Genomic DNA, 20,437 nt, shown 5'->3' with positions numbered 1-20,437 from the left:
ACCCGCTATTTCTTCTTTGACGTCACCGCAATCCAAATCTCACTGGCAACATCCGCACTGCCAAACTGTGAAAAGGAAATTTCGGGCGCCTCAACCAGCTCGTAATCAGAAGCGGGCAACCACTCGCTATAGATACGGCCCCAGGTCTCTTGAAGTTGCTGTGGGAAGGGACCCTTATTGGGGAAGATGGCCCAGGTATGGCTGGGTACCGTGACCTGGTTCAAGTCAGCATAAGGGTTTTCCTTAGTTGTGGCAAAGCCAATCATCTGAGTAAGCTGACCCTGCTCGTCTAGCCGCCCCTCGTCAAAGGCATAAGAAGCGTTTAAGACCTGATGGGGATAGAGATCACCTAACGCGTGCATGTGTGCCCGTTGCGCGGGCGTAATGCTTTGGGCCAACGCCTGAATAGCTGGATTTTCCCCGGAAAACTGAATGGGGACGCGTTCCGTGACGCCAACCAGATTAAAGGTGGGTTTCTGTTCAATTTTAAAGTTCATCGGGATGCCTCCTTTGATTTCAATGTGGAATAAAAGTTTAGGGAAGGCCTTCTGCAAGCCACTTTGACGAACCTCAGATGGCAGATGACCACTCCACTCGCGAAAGGCCCGGGAGAACCCCTCAACGGATTGGTAGCCGTACTTAAAGGCAACCGTCGTGACGGACTGTCCATTGACCAAATCCCCATTAGCCACGGCTAGCCGCCGTTGACGCACATAATCATGAAGCGTCATCCCAGCAATAAAAGAAAAAGTCCGACGCAAGTGATATTCCGAAACCCCTTGCTGACGAGCCACCGCGGCAAACGAGAGGTCGTCCGTCAAATGTGCTTCAACAAAATCAATCAACTGATTCAAGGGTTGCATGAGAAAGTCCTCCTTCATTCCTAAAGCCAGTCTACTCGGTGAACCACCGAAAAACTTGATAATCGTCAGCCCACTTTGGTCGGGTAGGGCCGGCTGTTAAAGATCATGGGTAAACTCATTGTATCTTATTTTTTGCAAAACCATGAAGCGGATGAACCGGTCGTCATTTCAAAAAAGACACCGCACGCCAGCCGCAAACGCCTATAATGAAGGTGAGGATGATCTGAGATTGGCGAACGTCACGGCTAAGCATTAGCCCCCAACCTTTCAATCCCCTAAAATAGTTTCTATGAGGAGTGAGTAACGTGGTTCAACAATTAACGAAAAAAGTTGCCATTGTCACCGGTGCCGGGTCTGGTAAGGGTCAAGCCATCGCCGAACTTTTCGCCAAAGAAGGCGCCCAGGTCGTCGCCGCTGATAGCAATGCCGAGGCGTTAAACGCCGTGGTTGACGGTATCACCACAGACGGTGGAACGGCCATTGCCGCTGTCACCGACGTCACCAGAGACGCGGACGTCACCGCCATGGTACAAGCGGCCATCGACCACTTTGGTCATTTGGATATCTTGGTTAACAACGCGGGGATGCTAGATAAATTAGCCCCCGCCGAGACGTTAACCAACGAGCTGTGGGATCGCGTGATGACGGTCAACACCACCAGCGTCATGTTGGCCACGCGAGAAGCCCTCAAACGCTTCACGCAGCAAGGTTCCGGCGTCATCCTGAACATCGCCGCCGTGGAAGGCGACACCAGCGACCGGGCCAGCGCGGCCTACGCGGCGTCTAAGCATGCCGTGGTCGGCTTAACCAAGAATACAGCCTTCATGTACCAGAACGCCGGAATTCGGATCAACGCCATCGCCCCCGGCAGTAAAGATGCCGAGACGCCATTGGGCATTACGGTCCCAACCTCACCGAGTGGCAACAAGATTGCCCAGACGGCCCTGTTCCTGTGTTCCGACGCCGCCAGCTATGTCAACGGCGTGATTGTACCGGTAAAATTTTAAACGATAAGTCTTCGCAAAAGCGAGCCTGGGACAAAATCGCCCAGGCTCGTTCGCGTCACATCAAATCCACGCCGCCGTCCACGTGTAAAACCTGTCCGGTGACAAAGTCATTTTGCATCAGGTAAATGTAAGCCGCCGCCACCTCATCCGGCGTAGCCACGCGTTTCAACGGTACTCCCTGAGCAAAGTCGGTGGCCTGTTGTTCGACCTGTTCGGACGTTAAGTTTCGCCAGAGGCCGGTGGGCGTCCAGGTGGGCGCGACCGCGTTCACCCGATAGTCCGGTGACATTTCAACCGCCAGACCGGCCACCATCGTATTAATCGCTTGGTTACCCACGATGGCGCCGGAGGCATCGTGGGGATGCCCCCCCGCACCCGAGGTAAAGATCAGCGACCCGTGCGGCTTCAGCCGAGTCGCTGCAATCTGGGCCAGTTGAAGATTGGCGAAGAACTTATCCTCAATCGCTTGGCGAATCGCCGCCACCGAATTGTCCAAAAAGCCGCCGCCCATGGCTCCACCGAGAAATGACAGAACGTGGTCGAGCTTCTCCTGTTGCGCAAAAAACGCGGTGAGCTGTTGCCTGTCCTGAGCGTCCAACGCCGTACCGGTGATGGTCGCTCCCGTTTGTTTGAGGCGGGCCACCGCGGCATCCACGTGCGCTTGACTGTGGCCAACCACTTGAACATTGGCCCCCCGAACCAAGGCCTGAGCAGCCACTGCTTCCCCAAATCCTGAGGTTCCACCGACAATGACGAGTCGTTGCTGTGCTAATTTCATTCGCTTACCTCCAGTTAAAAATCTAGTTAATTCCTATCATACCGCAACATTCGCAAATCATCTGAAAAAATTGACGCTCCGCCCCCCGACTTGTACACTGAAACCAGACGATTTAATGGGTAAGGAGCTGTGCGGGTCAATGACAGGGTTAACTTTATTAATTACTGGGTTTATTGTTGGACTATTGGTGATTTCAACCGGCGGTGGCGGCGCGGCCATCTATCTAGGCCTTTTGACCACCGTCTTCCACCTCGCCCCGGGATCGGCTGCCGCTACCTCACTGTTCACGGCCTTCCCTTCGCTACTGGTCGGAGCTTACGGCCATTACCGCACCGGTCAAATTCACTTTAAAATTGGAAATCAAATGCTAATTCCGGCCATTCCGGCGACCATTGTTGGGGCACTGATTTCCCCCTACATTCCGGTTAGAATCTACACTTGGCTGGTCGCCATTATTTTATTTTCACTGGGGATTCAGATCCTAGTTAAACGATTTAGTCATCGGCAGGCCAAGGTAGTTCACCATCAAGGTCTGCAGGCCGCCAGCTACGGCATCATCAGTGGTCTGATGGTCGGCGTTGCCGGGTTATCCGGCGGGGGCCCCATCATTGCCGGGCTTCTGGTTCTCGGCCTAGACATGATTCCCGCGGCGGCGACCTCCGCCTACGTCTTGGTCGGAACCACGCTAGTTGGCCTGATTTTCCACATGTCGGCCAACAGCGTCAACTGGCAGATCGGAATTAGCCTGATGATTGGCGCGATGTTGGGTGCCTTCTGTGCCCCGCGCCTGCTGATGCACGCCGATCCACAGAAGCTCAACGCCTATCTCAAGCCATTCATGGGGGTTCTCATCATGGCCATGGCGGTCAAGATGGTTCTCTAGCTTGGAAGCCTTGTAACCAAGAGTTCGTCAAATACAGCTTCGTCTTAAAGCGAGACCGCTTCTCAGGTCCGGTCCGTCCACCGCGTTCCCCCCCACATTTTGCGAACGGCAAAGCAACCAATTTCCGCTACGGAACGGTTAACGACTAAAATTAACGTCATGGGTCGCACGACAACCCTAGTTTTGGTCAATTTATATTTCTCAACCTTTAACTCTCTAGCGATGAACGCAAAAAAAGCATGATCCCACCATTTGGCGAGGTCATGCTTTTCATTTTGGAAAAAATTAATTCCGACGTTTCTTGATCTTAACCGCGCCTAAGGTTCCCAATAGGCTAGCTAAGAGGGCTGCTCCCACGGCCGGTGCCCAGTTATTCTGAGCTTCGCCGGTCTGTGGCAAACCACCCAGATCGCCTAAGATCCGGCTACGAATGGCTTCTAGCTTAGCGACCAGTGCGGTATTGCCCTGCGCCTTGGCGTTGGCAATCGCCTGGTCAACCCGGCTTAACAGCGCTTGCTCATCGGCGTGCGCTGCGGCTGGTTCCTCGGCCTCGGCGTCAATTAGATCGTCCCACAAATCCGCGGTCTCTTCATCCTCGGCATAGTCGGGATGTTCGTGTTCGTAGGTTAAATCTTCATCGCCGCCCTCGTTCGGAATTTCTTCGCCAGGTTCTTCGGTGCCGGGTTCTTCAGTCCCGGGTTCTTCCGTATCGGGTTCTTCGATGTTCGGCATTTCAACGTCGATCCCGGGGTGAATTGGCTTTTCAAAGTCCTCTTCCTCGACGTCTTCGTCTTCATCCTCTTCATCGCTATTGCCTTGCAGGTCCCAGCGGTGAGTTTCGGCTCTAACAATCACCTTGTCGGCAATCAAGTTCCCATCGATGTTTTGGTTGGCAATGATTGTGGCGGATGGTGCCAACAGACTGCCTTGGAATGGGGCATTGACGTTAATAGTTCCGCCGTATTGCTTGTCGCTAGCGGTGCTGTCGTAGAAGTTCCACAACAGGTGGTTATCGCCGAAGTGTTCGGTTTCTTGGTTATCCCGCTCACTACCGTCACTGTAGATCAGCTTGATCTGTGAGTTCACGTCGTAGTCGGCTTGGCCGCCGGTATCCACGTTAATGATGACCGTGGTGCCCTCAGCATCCGGCGATAAGCCCTTGATGGTCAGCGGCGTATTGCCGTTCAAGACGTCCGGCGTCAAGTTAATCACAATCTGATTGTTGGCGTTAGGCGTCATGTCGGTGATGTCGATGACGCGGCTATTCTGGTCGGCAAAGTCGCTATTGCTGTAAGTGGCCTCACTCGGCTTGCCCGTAAGCGATTCATTTAAGGCCTTTAACTTGGCAAATTCGGCATCAAAGTCGATGTACGTTTGCCCGTTCTGGTCTTGGTAGACCTCGGAAGCCAGCAAGTGGTCGATGTACACGCCATTGACCATTGGCCGGTTGGGATTACTAATATCGATGGTAATCCCATCACCGAAGACGACCTTGTTTTCACGCGTATCACCCTTAGACACGAAGGAACTTCCCGCAATGTTGGTGATGTTCTGTATGTAAGAAATATCCTTGTCCAGTAACTCTTCGATCACGTTAGTCCCGAAGTTCACGTTCCCAATCAGATTCTGAACGGCAACGTTCCCGTTGGTATGCGCATTCAATTCGGCTTCCCGCGCGAAAATATGGAAGACGGAGGAAACGCCCAACAGATTATCTAAGTCCGGATAGTCATCGTAGACGGTCCCACCGGATTGAATTTCGGCTTCGGCAATTGGTTCCAGAGCCGTGGTGGTTGCCGGCAACTTGGCCTGGGCCTTTTCAATCAAGGCATTGACCTTTTCTCTAACCTGCGCGGAGGTTAAGGTCTTAACGGATTGCTGTGCCGCCAATGCCGCAGCACTGAGCTTAGATTGATGTTGATAACTGACCTTTTTGTTCTTCTTGACTGGTGCCGTCCACTTCACCTGCTCAACGTTACGCGACGACGAGCTGGATTTCACCGATTCGCTCTCGGCAACTATCTCCTTTTGGCTGTTTGCCGAACTGCTAGACTCCTGAGAAGATTGCTTTTCGCTGGAAGACTCGCTGTCTGAATGACTGCTCAAGTCGCTTTGAGATTCACCATCCGATTGGTTACCGTTATCAACGTTGTCACCAACTTGATTGTCCGACTCCTCGCTAGTCTGCTTGGCCGTCGAATTCTGTGTATCCGAGTCCGACTCTCCAGACTGCTCCGATTCACTGCTACTGCCAACTTGCGAAACCCGTGGCTGACTGCTACTACTGTTGGCATCAGCACTGGCCGTCACCGTTGCGCTGCTCCCCATGGCGAGCACGACCGCACAGGCGAAGACCCACTTACGCCCAACTTTATACATCTTAAAATGCGTCCGTTTCAATTCCATATCGACTAAATCCCTACCTTTCATCAAAAAGAATCCATCTCCATTTTCGTCCTCCGAAGAAAAACAATCAACGTTATTTTGAAATTATTTTTTAAATTAACAAATTAACGCTAATATCGTTTAGACTTGGCAGTATCTCGTCAAGACTTGACCACTCAGTCATGGCCCTAGCCGATTGTTTTTCCAAAATACGTCAGAAAAAAGCGGCTCCGATTCATCATCGAAGCCGCTCCGTTAATTGAAGAGTTAATGGTTACGCTTACGTTTCAATACCAAGCCCGTCAGCGCACCGCCCAGCAGTAAGGCCAAGCCGGCCCACGGGGAAACCGTGGCTTCATCCGTCTGTGGTAAAGTTGTGGCGGATTTCGCCGTCGCGACATCGGACTTCGTGGTCGTCGCTTGGGCGGCCGCCGCACCAGTCGCAGTCTTCAGCGACGTGGTTGCCGCGCCCGGCTTTGTCGTGGTGAACCGGTCTGGGGCAATCTGGTCGCCATCGCCACCGGTTACGACATCACTACCGTCGTTATTCGACTCATCGACAGCTGGTTGATCGGGATCGACCGCGTCGCCATCACCGCCGGACTCAACGGCCTGGTACGTGAAGGTAATCGTCTGATTGGCCGCCGTGTAAGTCCCGCTGGCCACACCATCGCCGACTAGCCGATAACCATCGAGCGTTGGGGCGTTGATGGTAAAGGCGTCACCAACGTTCCCGGTCTGTTGCGATTGACTGATGACGTTGCCGTCCTGGTCAACATTGATGACGGTCACCGTCCCCGTCGTCACGCCGGGATCGGGATTGCCAGGGTCCGGATCAATCGGCACTTCGTTTTCAATCTTGAAAGTGATATAGGCGCTGTACCCCCAGTTAGAGTTAGTCCCAAAGCTCTGGTTGACCACTTGAATCGTGTACATGCCATCCGGCACATCCTGTTTTGGCGTAAAGGTTAAGCCCCATTGATCACCGTACCATTTAACTTCAAACCAACCCGTGGCGTCCTCGGCCGTGGTGGTTGCCCAGTTCGCAATGTCGGTAGTTGGAAGGTTCGGGTTAAGGTCCCCGTAGGCGATGGCAACACGACCACCCAGTTGCGCGGTCCAGACGCCCTCATTCTCATCGGGTTGACCGGTCGTCATGTCCTGCATCCGCATGACGACGCCACTCACGGGATCAAAGCTCTGATTATCCTGACTGAGCTTGAAGGTCTTCCCGTCCAACCGTTGGTAGACCCCATAGTTTATGATGGGTTGGTTATCCTTACCCAATAATGTGACGACCCCATTGGTAAGGCGGTTGAACATGTAGGTGAGTGTCCCACGGAACTGGCTCAAATCGGGCAAGGCCCCCGTGAAGTTATTATAGGAAACGTTGAGATCTTCAAGAGCCGGCCAACTGCCAATATCTGGCAACTCTCCCGATAGCTGGTTGTAAGAAACATCGAGATCGCTGAGAGCTGGCCAGTGCGCCATGTCAGGCAGCGAACCAGTTAACTGATTATTGTTGAGCATGAGAGACCACAGATTAGGGATGCTACTCAGGTCGGGAATGCTACCGGTCAAGTTGTTATTGGGCAGATAGACCATTTCCAACTTGGAATATTTACTCAAGTCGGGAATATTTCCCGTCAGATGACTATCCCACATCCGGAAGAAGCGTAAGTTCGTACTCTTAGAGAAATACGTATCCATAATCGTCGTGAAATCATGATTGCCGTTATCAGCGGTTAAACTCATATTAATATCGTCGAGTAATGGCAATACCGAAAAATCAATGAGGCCAGTCGAGGCCACCTTCACGTGAATCAGGTTAATCGTATGGAGATTTTGGAAATAGGACAACCCCTCCAGACTGTTCACGGTTCCTCTAATATCATAATCGTATAAGCTCGTTAAATCCCCAACATACCGATAGAGGTTACTATCATCCGCAACATAATACGGCTGGCCCGTAATTCCCGACTTGGGCACTTGCTTATTCAGTTGATTGATAATCAGGGAACGGAGCGTTGCGTCCGGAATCCACTCGCTAGCATCGATTCCATCGATCGGCGAGGCCTTAACGTTTGCGGCCATTGCACGTAGCATTTTCGGCGCTGGCGTCTGCGGCGTTACTTCTTCTTGGGGGGCACCCTTTACGTCTTCAGGTTGCGGCGTTGCGGGCTGTTGTGGGGCTGGCGTTGCTGGTGTCTCGACCGGATTGTCCGGAGCCGTTGGCGTTTCTGGCGTCTTAGGCGTCTCCGGCTGAGCAGGTTCATTAACGTCTGGCTTATCGTCGGTAACAATTCCTTGTGGCGTCTCGTCTGGATTAACGTCTGGTTCTTCTGTGACCACCTGCTCATCATTGGCGGGCGCCTCATTCTCGGGCGCCTCTTGGGCAGGTACTTCAGTTACTGGCGTCCGCAAAGTCGCCTTCTGCTCCGGTTGAGCTGCTTGTGCGCTGGCCGTTTCCTCGCCCACCGCGTTAGGCGCAGCCTCATCAGCTTGGGCCGTCTCGGTGGCACCCATCATGCCTAATCCCAGGGTTGCCGCGGTAATACCGGCAACGACCCAGTGCTTCCCTGCCTTATAGCTCTTGTAATGGACTTTCGTATCCCGTACCCAGTTACGCATGATATTTCCTCCCTAATTATTTATAACCCTACCTATTTTTACCTAGTCAATTTTAATGTTACATATTTATCAATATGTGTATTTTTATATTCAATCTTATTGTAACCGGTTTCACTTGTGAAAGATAGGTTATTTCCTGACCAGTTGCTTAGATTCTGTCTTTTATCTCTGGAAAGCGGTCGATCAGGGGAATACGTAAAACGTTACACAGCTCGGTCAATTGCTAACTTAGCCATCCCGGTTTATGGTTCAGCCATCAGTCGTTTTATGGGCATAAACATTAATTGGCCACTACTTTTGTGGTGATTTATGTTTCAGATTCGAATATTTGTCACTTTCTGACCTAAAAAACGATCCAACAATTGTCGGATCGTTCCTAATTTAACGGTGATTTAGTTGCTTTGTCCAACTATCAAACCAGTCGTTTACTCTACTCGCTTTCTAATTTTCAGGAGACCCAATAGGCCTGTTAATAGGGCGATACCCCAGAGTGGTGAGCGCGTTCGTTCGCCAGTTTGAGGGAGCGATGTTTTACCCGAGGACGCTGCCATCGCTGGCGTGGTCGGTTCCGTTAGTTGTGCGGCAGAACCGGTCACCACGGCTAGTTGGGCTGGTTGCCCGTTTACCGGATGCATTGGGGACACCGACGTATCTGACGCGCCACTCGTAGACTGTTCCAGAGACGTGGCGGGCAGTTCGACATCCCCGGTCACCACTGGTTCCGATTGGTCGCCAGGAGACGAAGTGTCGGGAGTCTCTGGCGTGACCGCACCGCCACCATTCGAGTGATCCGAACTGGAATGGTCCAAGTCCGTATCCGGTTGGCTCACGCTGGGTATTTCCGGTAATCCGGGCTGATGCCCACCCGGCTTTTCCGCCAGCGCATAAACGTAGGTCACGTCAATCGGGTCATCCCCATAAGTCCCCGTGGCGTTCTCTGGCGTGGTGACCAACGTATAGCCCGGAACATCGGCCGCTTGAGTGGTGTATGACGCACCGACCAGGCCCTGAGGCAAGACCACATCGTCGGCAATGGCCTGGCCTTCTTGGTCCTGATAGTGGACGGTAATGGCGGCGGCAGGGTGAGACAGGGTGTAGGGCTGAATGACCGTAAAGTTAGGATTCACGCCACTTCCATACATCCCTGTTAAAGCATACTTATACGGTACGTACTCTATGGTATTAATATAATCGTCCGTATTCTCATCTGGCCAGGGATACGCATCGAACCCTTCCTCTGGGTCACGAATATTCGTATAGTAAAGTCCCCCCTGACCGTCAGGATTTGCTACACCACCAGTAAAAAGGACACGATATCTGAATTCTTCATCTTTGGTGTAGACTAGCGGGGCCACTTCTGAATCATCCTCGGCCCATAACTCTAACACACTTCCCTCTGGCGTAATGCACTGAATCTGTAAATGATACTCTCGCTTGGCCCCATCAATAATAATCGGCTCTAACGTCACTAATTGATTATCCCAATAACATGAATTCAATTTCATCGCTTTAAGTGGTGAAAGATCACGGATATGATTGGATCTTATATCCAAAGACGTCACATTTTTTAAATTAAGCAGAGGAGTCACATCTTCAATTCGATTGCCTGTGAGATCAAGATGCGTTAACTTCGACAAACTAGCCAATAACGTAATGTCAACAATATCACCAAACACATGATTCGAGACTTGGTCTGTTCCAGTTCTCAAAACCAGTGTTGTGAGATTAACTGCGTATTGTAGTCCTTCTAGGGAATAAGCCGTGTGGCCGTCAATATAAGTATCCTTTCTGTAATTAGTTGCTACAATTTCACTGAGCAACTTTAAGTCTTCTTTCGCGATATCCGTGACACTCTGCCAATCTTTCGTCACACTACCTAAGTTTTCTGAACGAAATTCCTGTAACGCCGACAGTATCACTTCCTGCAACCGTTTATTCGGCATCCACTGGTCAATATCCGAGGTAACCGGCACGGTTGATGTAGCAACCGTCACCGGCTTAGTCACTTCAGTTCTGACCAAAGCCACGGCGGGAACCGCATGACTGGCGCCCATTGTAGTGGTCTCCTTACCGTGCTCTTGCCGAATCGGTCGCTTAGCCACATTTTCAGCGGATACTGTAGACTCCGAATGCAGGGTTGGTCGCTCAGCCGAAATTGGCAGTGACTCTGAGTAAGGATCCCCTACCGACTGGGACGAAATATCTGTCGGTCCCTGCTCACTTGGCTGCGGAACTGCTGGCTTTTCCGCATTCTGAATGGTAAGGTCAACCGATTCAGTTACCACGGGGGCCGCTTCAACAGGCACTTTAGAATCGTCAGTCTCACCATCGTATTGCCCGGATAACGACACAACATTAGTTGGTGTGCCTGACGGATTCGCCACAACCGCTGTTTTCATTCGCGCTTCACCGCTGTTGCTGGCCTGCGCGGTTAGCCCATCGAAAGTCAGGGCCAGGCAGCCACTCACGGCCCCAACGATCACCCATTTCTTATCAAGCTTATACTGCACATGTTGTCTAATTTTCTTTGACATATTCAAACTCCCCAAGTTATCATCGTTTTCGGAAATGATCCAAGGTGGTTAACCACCTAAATCCAGTATAGGCAAACCTTTTAAATTAATCGGCGGAAAATCAAAAAACAAACTGGATTGTGCCATATTTGATTTTTTACAATCTTATTCCTTATTATTCGTATTAGTCTGCTACCAGATTGTCCTGACTCACGAAAAAATCGCCTCCCTAGTGACCTAGAGAAGCGATCTTTAATCGAATCATTCGTGTTTACGTTTCAGCTTAAATCCTAAGAATCCGAACAATCCGGCTAGCAGTGCGACGCCTAACACTGGGGACGTGGCTTGCTCATCTGTCTGTGGTAAGGCATCCGGTACCAGTCCACTGCCCAGCTGATTGTCGTTTGCTGGAGCAGTCTCTGCGGTCGCAGCACTCTGGCCGGTTGCCAACTGAACGGGGTGTCCAGCAGTTGTGTGTGCGACCGTAGTCGTGGTGCCGCCAGTACTGCCGTTACTCGTACCCTGGCCAGTCGAAACCGTATCGCCTTCCGTCCCGGCTTCCGAACTCCCTTCATCGTCCGCAACTGGAGATTCTGGTTGACTCGTGCCTGGTTGGTTACCGCCTGGCGTTTCCGAGACAACACCATCACCTTCGGAGCCATTGTCGTCTTGACCACCGGTGCCTGGTTGTTCGCCCGGCGTGTTGCCACCTGGTGTTTCTCCTGGGGTTTCACCTGGCGTGTTGCAACCCGGCGTTTCGCCTCCTGGAGTCTCGCCACCTGGCGTTTCACCTCCTGGCGTTTCGCCACCCGGGGTTTCGCCTCCTGGCGCTTCACCTCCTGGGGTTTCACCTCCTGGCGTTTCACCACCCGGGGTTTCGCCCGGCGTATTCGTATCTTCGTCGCCATCTTCAACCAGGGCGTACACGTACGTCACGTCGATTGCCTCGTCGCTGTATGTGCCGTTGGCGTTTTCAGGCGTCGTCGTCAACGTATAACCCGGCAGTTCCGGCGCCGTCGTCGTGTAGTGTTCGCCGACCAAACCTGGTTTCAGCACAACATCGTCCGCAATCGGATTGCCTTCCTGGTCCTGGTAGTGGACCGTCACATTGTTCGCCGCATGCGAGATCACGTAAGGTTGAACAACCGCGAAGTCTACTACACCAGGGCTCGGCTTATAATTTCCGGTAAGATAGTAGTAGTCCGGTAAAACGGCCACGTTCGGTGCACCCGGGAATTCCGTGGCCCCCGGCTTCTGATTCTGAATGTTGGTGTAGTAAATCCCGCCTTGACCATCCGGCTTAGGATTCCCCCCCGTATAGTAAACGTGGTAGGTGTGTCCCGCTTCATCGGTGTAGAAGACCGGCTCAGCCAACGCCATTCCCGCCGTTAACGTCACCACGTCACCATTAATTGTCGTGCATTGAATCTGCAAGTGGCCTTCCCTGTCGGCATCGTTGACCATCAGCGGGTCCAAGAAAATAAATTGACCCGTATAGGTAAAATCTTCGTACGGCTTCCCTTTAAGCGGCGAGAAATCATGGATGTGATTGTACGCCAGTGCCATGCTCGTGACATTTTGCAAGTTGGCCAGCGGCGTGACGTCTTCAATCCGGTTGTGTTGCAGGTGGACCGTCGTTAAATGCTGTAGGTTTGCCAGCGGTGACACGTCCACGATATCCCCGAAGAAGGCCCCCGGCTTATGATTCAATGAGGCTTCCATCATGATGGTTTCCAAATTGGTAGCGTATTGTAGTCCTTCCAGCGAGAAGGCCGTATGCCCGTCGATATAGGTATCGAAGCCGTCATTTCCTAAAACCAGTAACTTCTTGAGCAGTTGCAGGTCTTCTTGCGTAATGTCGGCCACGCTATGCCACTGCTTATCGACCCCGGTGAGCCTTTGCAAATGAAGCAAGACCGCCTGCTGTAAGACCTTATTCGGCATCCAATCGTCGATGGTCGTTGCCGTTGGGGCGTGCGTTTCCTTCATGGTGGCTGGCTTAAGCATCTCCGCTTGGACCATCGCCACGGCCGCGGTGGTGTGACTGGCCCCCATGGTTGAGAGCATCTCCGGTTGAACGGGCCGGGCCAACTCCACGACCGGCCGCGTCATCGGTACGGTATCGACCGAAGCGGTTGGCGCCTCTGAAACTACGGCCGGCGTAGTCACTTCTGGCGTCACGGGTGCCGTGGGCGTTGCGACCACTTCTTCGTCAAATGCCGGCTTGGTGACCGTTTCAGCCGCCGAGCTATCCATTTCGCTGGTCGTTGCGTCCTGCGCCTGAGTGGCATCGTCGATACTTTCATCAATCACCGGCGTGTCCACCACGGGGGCTGTCGCAGTTGGCGTTTCGCCTACTGGTCCTTCCGACGCTGGTGCCTCTGCGGCCGGTGTGTCTGTAGCCGGCGTGTCCACTGTTGGGGTATCCGTCGTTGACGTGGCCGGCGCTTCCACTGTCGGCGCTTCCGGCGTTGGTACTTCACTGACCGGCGTGTCTACTGCCGAGTCTCCCGTGGCGGGTGCCTCAGGCGTTGGCGCTTCCGTTACCGGCGTCTCCGGTGTCTCTACCGGCGGCGTTTCCGCCACGGGAGTCTCGGACACCGAACCTTCAGTCTCTGGCGCTTCTGCCACTGGTGCCTCGCCCGCTGGCGTTTCGGTCGCACTGGCGTCGTTCCCCGCGGTATTGGCTACTGGTGTTGATGTGGCCGGCTGAGTCACCACCGCCGTTTCGGTGGTCGTGGTCCCCTGTTCATCGGCCTGGGCGGTTACGCCCCCCACGGCTAAGCAGCCGGTCACGATGCCGGCGATAACCCAAGCTTTACCGCTTTTATACATTTTATAGTGTGTCTTGGTCCCCATCGATTTATGCATTCATTTACTCCCCTAAATTTTAATAACTGATGTCATGGACAATGCTTTGAGAAACGGTCTTGTCGCGGACAACCACCGTTTACCAATGACGTGAGTATATCCGAAAAGAGTGGTCCGGAGAGAAAATAGTTAAAAAACAAAAAAATTCATGTGAAAGTTGACACTTGATTGTCCACAATTCTATTGGTTCGTCGCGCTACCGATTACCGGTGAAATGCACAAACACCCCGCCAGTCGGCCGTTTGGGCCAACTTAGCGGGGTGTCTCTTGAAACATCTAGCTTTACCGTTTCCGTCTGAAACCGAAGAATCCAATTAAGCCGAGTAACAGGCCCACTCCCCAAATCGGAGAAATGGCCCGATCATTCGTCTGTGGTAGGGTCGTTGCCGTTTGCCGGGATTTTTGCGCTGCTAGGGGTTGCGTGGCTGTTTGATCCGTTCCCGTTGGGCGTTGGCTAGTCGCCAAGACCTGGTCGCCCTGACCACCAGTCGACGTGTCCGGCTGATCCACCGTGACCTGACCGTCTGCCTCGTCATCACCGCCCGGGTTAACCTCATCCGGATCGGTCGTGATCTGGTCGCCATCGCCCTCATCGACCACCGCCGCATAGAGATAGGTCACTGTGGCATCGGTCTCACCGAATGTGCCGGAGGCGTTGGCCGGCGTGGTCACCAGCTCATAACCAGCCACCGTCACGGGTGACGTGGTATAGCTCTGGCCCGTTTTCCCCGTCAGCGTTTGATCAGCGGCGACCTTGACCCCATCGGCCGTCAGGAATTGCACCGTAATCGTCACCGTGGTATCCGGCTGGGGATCGACGGGTGGCGTGACTTCCCCGTCCTTTTGATAAACGAAGGTCACGGTCACCGGTTCCTCGCCAAATTTACCGGTCGCATTCACCGGCGTCTCCGTCAGGGTATAGCCGTCAAAGTCTTCCGCCACCGCGACATACGTTTCACCGATCATCCCGGTCAGAACTACTGGATCTTTCAAGGCCACGCCCTGCTCATCCACATAGTTCACCGTCACCGGTTCAGCCTCATCGGCCAGAATATACGGCGTGAAGAGGTTAATCGTCTTCGCACCATCCGAAGTCTCGTAGGTCGAAATCAGATAGTAGGTGTAATCGCTTGGGTAGGCGCCATATCCCGGGAATGGACTGGTAGTCACGCCGGGCATCTTCTGATCGACGATTCCGGTATAGACAATTTGATCGCCCACGACTTTCTGACTGGCGGCGCCGTTGTAGTAAATTCTAGCTAGCGGCTTGTCCGCAACGCCGATGGGAAAAATCGGAATGCCCATCACAGACTTTACGGGCGCCGGAGACAGCGTCATTCCTTGCGGCGCCTTCATAGGATTCGTCAGGGAATAGGTCCGGGTCTTCTTGTTGACGTAAACCACCGCCGGATTCAGCACCTGACCCTCTATGTTTAGCTTCTTGGTGTACTGCGCCGCGTTCAACGAAGAAAAGTCGGCAATACAGTTCGTCCCGATAATTAACTCCGTGATTCTTTCCAACTTCGCAATTGGCCGGATATCGCTGATCCGGTTGCCGCCCAGCTGCAAGTACTCCAGGTTCACCAACGCACTGAGCGGCGAAATATCCACAATGTCACCACGCATCGCGTTGTTCGGAATATTCAAACTGTTGTAGAGGTCCAGTTTCACCAAGTTGGTGGCGTACTGCAAGCCCTCTAGCGAAAACTCGGACTGGCCATCGATATACAACGACACCAGAAAAGTTTGCGCACTGAGCTCGGTCAACAGCAGCATGTCCTCCTGCGTGATGTCCTTGGCACTCGCCCAGGTGCGGTCCTTGTTATAATATTTCAGCGTCTGCCAAACTAAATCCTGAAGCGTCTCGTTGGGCATCCACTGGTCAATCTCGGCCTTTACCTGTGGCGTGGTCTTCGCGGTCACCGCAACGGGGCTCGCCGCTTTGGCCGCTAACGCTGCGACCGCCGCTGTCTCGGCTCGTTTGGAAGCCGCTGGCGTCGTATCTGGTGTTGATCTTGCTGGTTCTGCTAGTTCTGCTGGTTCTGCTGATTCGGCCGCTTCTACCGTTTCTGTCGTTTCATCCACTACTGGCGTTGTGCCGGCAGTTTCCGTGTCGTCGGAATCAACGTCATTAATGTTATCGCTTACATTTTCATTCTGTTCTAGACTCTCGTCTTGCACCGAATCCGTCTCCGCTACGGGTTCGGTCGTCTGCTCGGACTCAGCTACAGTGGCGCCATCCGCCGTTTGCGTATGAGCTGGCGTCGTCCTCAGGGTTACCCGGGTTTCTTGAGTCGTTCCGTCCGTTGTCACTGACTTGTCGGGAACCGTGGGCGTAGCCGCATGGACGGTCGTAGCCTGAGTTCCCAGGAAGCCCAAGCTCAAGCCGGCTGAAATGACACCGGCGTAAAGCCAGGTTTTCCCTCGTTGGGTGGCGCTTGGTGAGTTAGTCATTGTTTGTTCCTCCTCAATGATTGCTCAGAAAAGTATCCTATTTGTGTGATGCATCAAACAGTTAGCCGCTCAAAGATGAAGCCTGCACGTTGCCCTTAGTATACCTAGAAAGGGGTAAAATATCTAGTATATAGGCGTTAATATTTACAATACGTGGCATTGCTTGACAAGTCGACAAATTAAAAATGTCGTATCCTATAATTATATTAATCGTACGTAAAATTTCTTACACATAAGTCACGATTATTATTGGGTACTCAATGAAAGTATAGAATCATGGTCTAAAAAATACGGCTGGGACAATCCCAGCCGTATTCTCTAAACCAATTTAATCATTAGCTTTATGATAAGGTTTAAATGCTTCGAGTAATTCTTCACTTCTTATAAATACTGGCAAATGGTCCAATTTCAATTCAGTCTCAATAGTCGTCCCGCCAGAGTACTTCTCCCCAGTGTATACATCAATCCAATTTATATCAGAATTTCCTGGTAAATATACCTGACGCTTTTCAAGTTTTGCATACAATACTGGTGCTACCAAAATATCTGTACCAAACATATACTCATCAGTTATATCCCAAACATTATCATCTGGAAAGTCAAAGAACAGCGGTCGCATAACAGGGTCCCCACTTTTATGGGCCGTGTCCATTTGTTTTCTTAAATATGGCTTGAGTGCTTCACGAATACTCAAATGGCGTCTCATGATATCATATGCTTTATCACCATAAGCCCAAATTTCTGTTTCTGCACCTGACGGTTGACGGCCACCACCATCTCCTAATGGTTCTGTATGTGGATCCCGATCACCATGCATCCTCATTACTGGACAGAAAGTAGCAAACTCGAACCACCGAGTTACTAACTCTTGAAATTCAGGGTCTGTATCAACACCACCGTGAAAGCCACCAATATCAGTTGTCCACCACGGGATACCAGCGATTCCCATACTTAACCCCGCAGCTAATTGGTTACGAAGTGATTTAAAACTAGAATCCACATCGCCCGACCAAACAAGTGCCCCATACTTTTGGCTTCCTGCCCACGCACATCGAACCAAATTCATTGGATTTTTAACACCTTGAGCGTACATGCCATCATAAAATGCTTTAGAAAATCCTACTGGATACTTATTAGCAACTTCTAAAGCAGACCCTTCATAGTAACGATAATTGTCAAAATCATATGCTCTATATTCTGGTTCTGCTTCATCCAACCAAAACAGTGTCACACCTTTATCATAGTAATTCTGCTTAACCAGATTCCAAACATACTTTTGGGCTTTTGGATTGGTAAAATCAACAAATCCGTTATTGCCTAGAAAGTCCATCATAATCTGAGGCCCTCTGTCGGCTCTAACTAGTAGCCCTCGTTCATTTAGTTCATCAAAAGTAGTTGCCGTATTGTCTACCGTAGGCCAAATGGAAACCATTAACTTAATTCCCATCTTTTCTAGTTCTTTACACATTGCTTCTGGATCTGGCCAATATTTACTGTCAAAACGAAATTCACCAGACTTTGGCCAATGAAAGTAATCGATAACTATCACATCGATGGGTAAATGACGCCTTTTATATTCGTGAGCAGCCTTTAATAATTCTTCCTGCGTTCGATAGCGAAGACGACTTTGCCAAAAACCTAGGCTATAGTCCGGAGCTTCCGGCACTGTTCCCGACACCTCGCCATAATGCCGTTCAATCTCTTGTGGCGTATCACCTACCGTTATCCAATAATCAAGTTCTTTAGTGGCTTCTGCTTCCCAAGTCGTAATATTCTTCCCAAAACTGACACGACCTATGGCGGGATTATTCCATAAGAATCCATAGCCAAGGTTAGAAATCATAAACGGTACAGACGCCTGAGAATTTCTCTGAGCTAATTCTAATTCAGTGCCTTTTAAATTCAAGTTATCCTGCTGATATTGGCCCATTCCAAAAATTTTCTCATCCGGATCAGACTCAAAACGTAGTGTTAATTTAAAATCACCCCCTGCAATGCCAGTAAACATCCGTGGCTCAATCTTTAGCGCACTATTGAATCGCGTTGTCCTGTCTTTATCCACACCCTTTTTCATCGTTGCATTACGACTACGTTGATATTCGTCAAGGACAATTGCACCATTTTGATTATAAAGTGTAATCTTTCCGCGTCCATTTATTGCCGCTTTAATTTTTCCATTAGTGATTTCGCCACGGCTTCCTTCAACTAAACATTGAGTTGCCTTATGACTTACATCCATAGAAAGTGCATTTGATTCTGTACTTAACATAGGAAATCTGGTGGAGCGAACTCGGAACCCATCAGTTCCCCAAGGAATTATTTCCAAGTGTTCTCCTTCATTTTCGTAAACTAACTTATTATCTTCAGCAACTATCATTATTCTCCTTCTTTCTACGCTTGGGCTTTACGTGCATTTAAATCATCCGTCACTTGATTTTCAAGACGTTCGTATTTCCCGTAGAAGAACAATGGAATCATTGCAATAATTAACGCAATAATTGTAACCCACACAAAGGAAATGCTAATACCTTGTAATCCAGCTGCCGTTTGCGTTTTATTTGCAACATATCCAAAAGCCGCCATAACTTTAGCCGAAATCATTCCACCAATTCCACTACCTAATTTAATACAGAATGAAGTTCCAATTGCGGTCAATAATCCCGCAGCGTTAATTCCATTTTTCCATTCTCCGTAGTCGACACTTGCACCAATCAATGCAAATGGCATTGTTACAGCAAAACCAATTCCTAAGCATCCTAATAACCAACCTGCAATAATAATTGGTAAGTTCATACCTGCGACCCCAATAATTAATTGTCCAGCAATACACATGACTAGACCGGTAATCCAGATAATCTTCTTAGATAATTTGCGGGCAAACAACGGAATTAAGAGTGTTGTCACTACCTGAATAACTTTCATACTATTGAGAACAGACGTCATATCTTGATTTCCATAGTTATACGTCATGTAATACACAATCGTTGATGAACGTGACGTTAACGCAATCCAAAGGAATAAGTTACTGATAATAATAATTACCCATGGCCAGTTATTCTTCATTGCTCGTACACTCTTTTTAATTGAAACTTTTTGAACAACTGGCTTTACACGCTCTTTAATGTTTCCGAATGAGAATAGGGTCAATACCATCCCGACTAAAGCAAATAAGATGATGGTCCCACGAAACCCAGCAACTTTGTTCCCTTTTCCAAAGAATGCAACCAGGGGAAGTCCAAACGCATTAACAATTAAGACACCAACTTGTCCCAGAGTCATACGGATGGAGTTTAAAGTCAAACGTTCTTGTGGATCACGAGTTAAGAGCGGTAAAACAGTGGCTAGCGGTGTATTTAACCCCGTGTACAAAACTCCAGTACAAATATATGTAATGGCACAATACCAGATTTTTGCATGTAATGATAAACTAGGCGCTGAGAATGTTAGAATAGCACTGATTGTGAATGGGAAAATGACCCACAAAAAATATGGTCTGGCTTTACCCCAACGAGTATGGGTCATATCAATTAATGTCCCCCAAATTGGTGCATCTAATGCATCAAATATTCTTGCTACAAACAAAATTGTACCAGCTGTTCCAACAGGAATTAATGCAACGTCCGTAAAGTAGTATAATAAATATACCGTAATCATGTTAAAAACTAATTGTCCGGCCAAATCGAGCTGTCCAAAACCGATTCGTTCCCGCCATGACAATTTAACATTATCGGTCTGGGTGACCCCTGTAGTTTGATTTTCCATAAGTCCCGTTCCCTTTGTAATTTATTTGCAAGCGCTTACGTTGTTAATTGTAACTGGTGTTTGACCTGAATAAAATGCATGACATTATACTTATTGTGTCAAAAAGGAACTTAAGCCACATTAACTTTAGGAGGAACCCACAATGCCTTATTACACCTTTGATTTGTCTAAACCTCTGGCCTTTTTTACAAGTGGTAACGGTAGATTGTAAAATTAATCCGAACGCTGTTCGGACAAAAAAGATCAGCTTCCTTTAAAATGGTGTTTACCACAAACCCATTTTTTAGGAG

General features: G+C 50.3%; 11 protein-coding genes. 2 read left to right on the top strand and 9 right to left on the bottom strand.

The features are described from left to right. Nucleotides 1–5 precede the first annotated feature (5 nt). Nucleotides 6–863 carry an AraC family transcriptional regulator gene (locus V8I28_RS11965; RefSeq protein WP_341780323.1) on the bottom strand — a complete coding sequence of 286 codons (858 nt, stop codon included), beginning with the start codon at nucleotides 861–863 and terminating at the stop codon, nucleotides 6–8. A gap of 305 nt (nucleotides 864–1,168) precedes the next feature. On the opposite strand from V8I28_RS11965, the gene V8I28_RS11960 reads away from it, so the two are divergent. Further along, nucleotides 1,169–1,870, top strand: a complete 702-nt coding sequence (locus tag V8I28_RS11960; RefSeq protein WP_341780322.1) for an SDR family NAD(P)-dependent oxidoreductase — start codon at nucleotides 1,169–1,171, stop codon at nucleotides 1,868–1,870. 55 nt (nucleotides 1,871–1,925) lie between these two features. Here V8I28_RS11960 and V8I28_RS11955 read toward each other — a convergent pair whose 3' ends face one another. Then, entirely contained in the window at nucleotides 1,926–2,648 is a 723-nt protein-coding gene (locus tag V8I28_RS11955; protein ID WP_341780321.1) for an SDR family oxidoreductase, read from the bottom strand. Between the two features lie 139 nt (nucleotides 2,649–2,787). Here V8I28_RS11955 and V8I28_RS11950 point away from each other — a divergent pair, with 139 nt between their 5' ends. Next, entirely contained in the window at nucleotides 2,788–3,531 is a 744-nt protein-coding gene (locus V8I28_RS11950) for a sulfite exporter TauE/SafE family protein (RefSeq protein WP_341780320.1), read from the top strand. A gap of 285 nt (nucleotides 3,532–3,816) precedes the next feature. Here V8I28_RS11950 and V8I28_RS11945 read toward each other — a convergent pair whose 3' ends face one another. From V8I28_RS11945 to V8I28_RS11915, 7 genes are all read right to left on the bottom strand, one after another. After that, nucleotides 3,817–5,961 carry a collagen-binding domain-containing protein gene (locus V8I28_RS11945; RefSeq protein ID WP_341780319.1) on the bottom strand — a complete coding sequence of 715 codons (2,145 nt, stop codon included), beginning with the start codon at nucleotides 5,959–5,961 and terminating at the stop codon, nucleotides 3,817–3,819. 222 nt (nucleotides 5,962–6,183) lie between these two features. Further along, nucleotides 6,184–8,547 (bottom strand): MucBP domain-containing protein, encoded by a 2,364-nt coding sequence (locus V8I28_RS11940; protein ID WP_341780318.1) that lies wholly within the window; start codon nucleotides 8,545–8,547, stop codon nucleotides 6,184–6,186. Nucleotides 8,548–8,972: 425 nt separating this feature from the next. After that, nucleotides 8,973–11,081 (bottom strand): MucBP domain-containing protein, encoded by a 2,109-nt coding sequence (locus V8I28_RS11935; protein WP_341780317.1) that lies wholly within the window; start codon nucleotides 11,079–11,081, stop codon nucleotides 8,973–8,975. A gap of 240 nt (nucleotides 11,082–11,321) precedes the next feature. Then, a complete protein-coding gene (locus V8I28_RS11930) occupies nucleotides 11,322–13,931 on the bottom strand; it encodes a MucBP domain-containing protein (RefSeq protein WP_341780316.1) in 2,610 nt (869 codons plus the stop codon). A 282-nt stretch (nucleotides 13,932–14,213) separates the two neighbouring features. Beyond that, nucleotides 14,214–16,385: a MucBP domain-containing protein gene (locus V8I28_RS11925; RefSeq protein ID WP_341780315.1), complete on the bottom strand. Its 2,172-nt coding sequence runs from the start codon at nucleotides 16,383–16,385 to the stop codon at nucleotides 14,214–14,216. Between the two features lie 328 nt (nucleotides 16,386–16,713). Further along, nucleotides 16,714–18,762 carry a glycoside hydrolase family 31 protein gene (locus tag V8I28_RS11920; RefSeq protein WP_341780314.1) on the bottom strand — a complete coding sequence of 683 codons (2,049 nt, stop codon included), beginning with the start codon at nucleotides 18,760–18,762 and terminating at the stop codon, nucleotides 16,714–16,716. Between the two features lie 14 nt (nucleotides 18,763–18,776). Next, nucleotides 18,777–20,147 carry an MFS transporter gene (locus V8I28_RS11915; protein ID WP_341780313.1) on the bottom strand — a complete coding sequence of 457 codons (1,371 nt, stop codon included), beginning with the start codon at nucleotides 20,145–20,147 and terminating at the stop codon, nucleotides 18,777–18,779. Between the last annotated feature and the right edge of the window lie 290 nt (nucleotides 20,148–20,437).

It is taken from the genome of Levilactobacillus sp. HBUAS70063, assembly GCF_038374745.1.
Taxonomy (GTDB): Bacteria; Bacillota; Bacilli; order Lactobacillales; family Lactobacillaceae; genus Levilactobacillus.
Note: the sequence above shows the minus strand (reverse complement) of the source record. Positions and strands in the feature narration are given on the sequence as shown.

What these genes read in the sequence shown, in the direction of transcription:
- V8I28_RS11965 (WP_341780323.1), bottom strand. Translation starts at nt 863, where the DNA reads ATGCAACCCTTGAATCAGTTGATTGATTTTGTTGAAGCACATTTGACG.
- V8I28_RS11920 (WP_341780314.1), bottom strand. Translation starts at nt 18,762, where the DNA reads ATGATAGTTGCTGAAGATAATAAGTTAGTTTACGAAAATGAAGGAGAA.
- V8I28_RS11955 (WP_341780321.1), bottom strand. Translation starts at nt 2,648, where the DNA reads ATGAAATTAGCACAGCAACGACTCGTCATTGTCGGTGGAACCTCAGGA.
- V8I28_RS11940 (WP_341780318.1), bottom strand. Translation starts at nt 8,547, where the DNA reads ATGCGTAACTGGGTACGGGATACGAAAGTCCATTACAAGAGCTATAAG.
- V8I28_RS11950 (WP_341780320.1), top strand. Translation starts at nt 2,788, where the DNA reads ATGACAGGGTTAACTTTATTAATTACTGGGTTTATTGTTGGACTATTG.
- V8I28_RS11930 (WP_341780316.1), bottom strand. Translation starts at nt 13,931, where the DNA reads ATGCATAAATCGATGGGGACCAAGACACACTATAAAATGTATAAAAGC.
- V8I28_RS11945 (WP_341780319.1), bottom strand. Translation starts at nt 5,961, where the DNA reads ATGAAAGGTAGGGATTTAGTCGATATGGAATTGAAACGGACGCATTTT.
- V8I28_RS11915 (WP_341780313.1), bottom strand. Translation starts at nt 20,147, where the DNA reads ATGGAAAATCAAACTACAGGGGTCACCCAGACCGATAATGTTAAATTG.
- V8I28_RS11935 (WP_341780317.1), bottom strand. Translation starts at nt 11,081, where the DNA reads ATGTCAAAGAAAATTAGACAACATGTGCAGTATAAGCTTGATAAGAAA.
- V8I28_RS11925 (WP_341780315.1), bottom strand. Translation starts at nt 16,385, where the DNA reads ATGACTAACTCACCAAGCGCCACCCAACGAGGGAAAACCTGGCTTTAC.